This is a genomic window from Streptomyces bohaiensis (assembly GCF_012033785.1).
In the GTDB taxonomy this organism is placed as follows: Bacteria; Actinomycetota; Actinomycetes; order Streptomycetales; family Streptomycetaceae; genus Streptomyces; species Streptomyces bohaiensis.
The window spans coordinates 1-1,118 of sequence record NZ_JAAVJC010000542.1 but is presented as its reverse complement, the minus strand read 5'-3'; the positions used below and the strand labels follow the sequence as shown (position 1 = coordinate 1,118).

Annotated in this window: 1 protein-coding gene and 1 pseudogene; one reads left to right on the top strand and one right to left on the bottom strand. The window is 72.9% G+C overall.

Annotation, left to right across the window (positions count from 1 at the left end):
• Positions 1–337, bottom strand: a pseudogene (locus HCN52_RS24580) (hypothetical protein); the annotation flags it as partial.
• Between the two features lie 88 nt (positions 338–425).
• Between HCN52_RS24580 and HCN52_RS24575 the strand changes: the two are divergent.
• Positions 426–920 (top strand): inorganic diphosphatase, encoded by a 495-nt coding sequence (locus tag HCN52_RS24575; protein ID WP_168090609.1) that lies wholly within the window; start codon positions 426–428, stop codon positions 918–920.
• Positions 921–1,118 lie beyond the last annotated feature (198 nt).

Genomic DNA, 1,118 nt, shown 5'->3' with positions numbered 1-1,118 from the left:
GATACTGACCGACAGCGACAACGACCTGGCCGAGGCGCTCGCCCGTCACGTCGCCGTGGAGTTGGGCGAACCGACCAGCCTCCGGGGCGGCGTCGCCCTCCCGGGGCGGTGCGCCCGCACCGGGGAGCCCGCTGCCGGAGCCGGGGTCGTCGGTGAGGTCGAACTGCTCGACCGGTACGGCGGCGGCGCGCTCCCCCGTGCGCTGTCCCGCGTCCCAGGGCCCGGCGAGCGAGACCGTGGCCGCCGCTGCCATCAGGCCGGCGACGGCGGAGACCGCGGTCAGCCGCCAGGTGTCCCGGTGGCGCCGCGCGGCGGCCCCCCGTACCGGAATGTGCACCCTCCACCAGCCCCTTTCGCACGCACACCCTTGCGTGGGGGACACTTAACCACCTGATCGACCGCCCAGAAGTCTAAGGAGCCTCCCCGTGGAGTTCGACGTCACCATCGAGATCCCGAAGGGTTCGCGGAACAAGTACGAGGTGGACCACGAGACCGGCAAGATCCGGCTCGACCGCCATCTCTTCACCTCGACGGTCTACCCGGCGGACTACGGGTTCGTGGACAACACCCTCGGCGAGGACGGCGACCCGCTGGACGCGCTGGTCCTGCTCGACGAGCCGACCTTCCCGGGCTGCCTGATCCGCTGCCGCGCCATCGGCATGTTCCGCATGACCGACGAGGCCGGCGGCGACGACAAGCTGCTGTGCGTCCCCTCCTCGGACCCGCGGATGGAGCACCTGCGCGACATCCACCACGTCAGCGAGTTCGACCGGCTGGAGATCCAGCACTTCTTCGAGGTCTACAAGGACCTGGAGCCCGGTAAGTCCGTCGAGGGCGCCGACTGGGTCGGCCGGGTCGAGGCCGAGGCCGAGATCGAGCGCTCCTACAAGCGTCTGGCCGACGCCGGCGACAAGCACTGATCGCGCGGGCCCCGGCCCGTCCGCACGGCTCGCCGCAGCGGCGGCAACCGTGCACCGCAGCGCCCGACGGGGGCGCCGCGCCCCGCGGGGTGCGGCGCCCCCGTCGTCGTTCCGGGGCGCTCCAGGCCCGCGCGGTGCTGGACATCATGGAGCCGGTGCTGGCCGGCCTGGGTGCGGCCCACCGCGCCGGGATGGTCC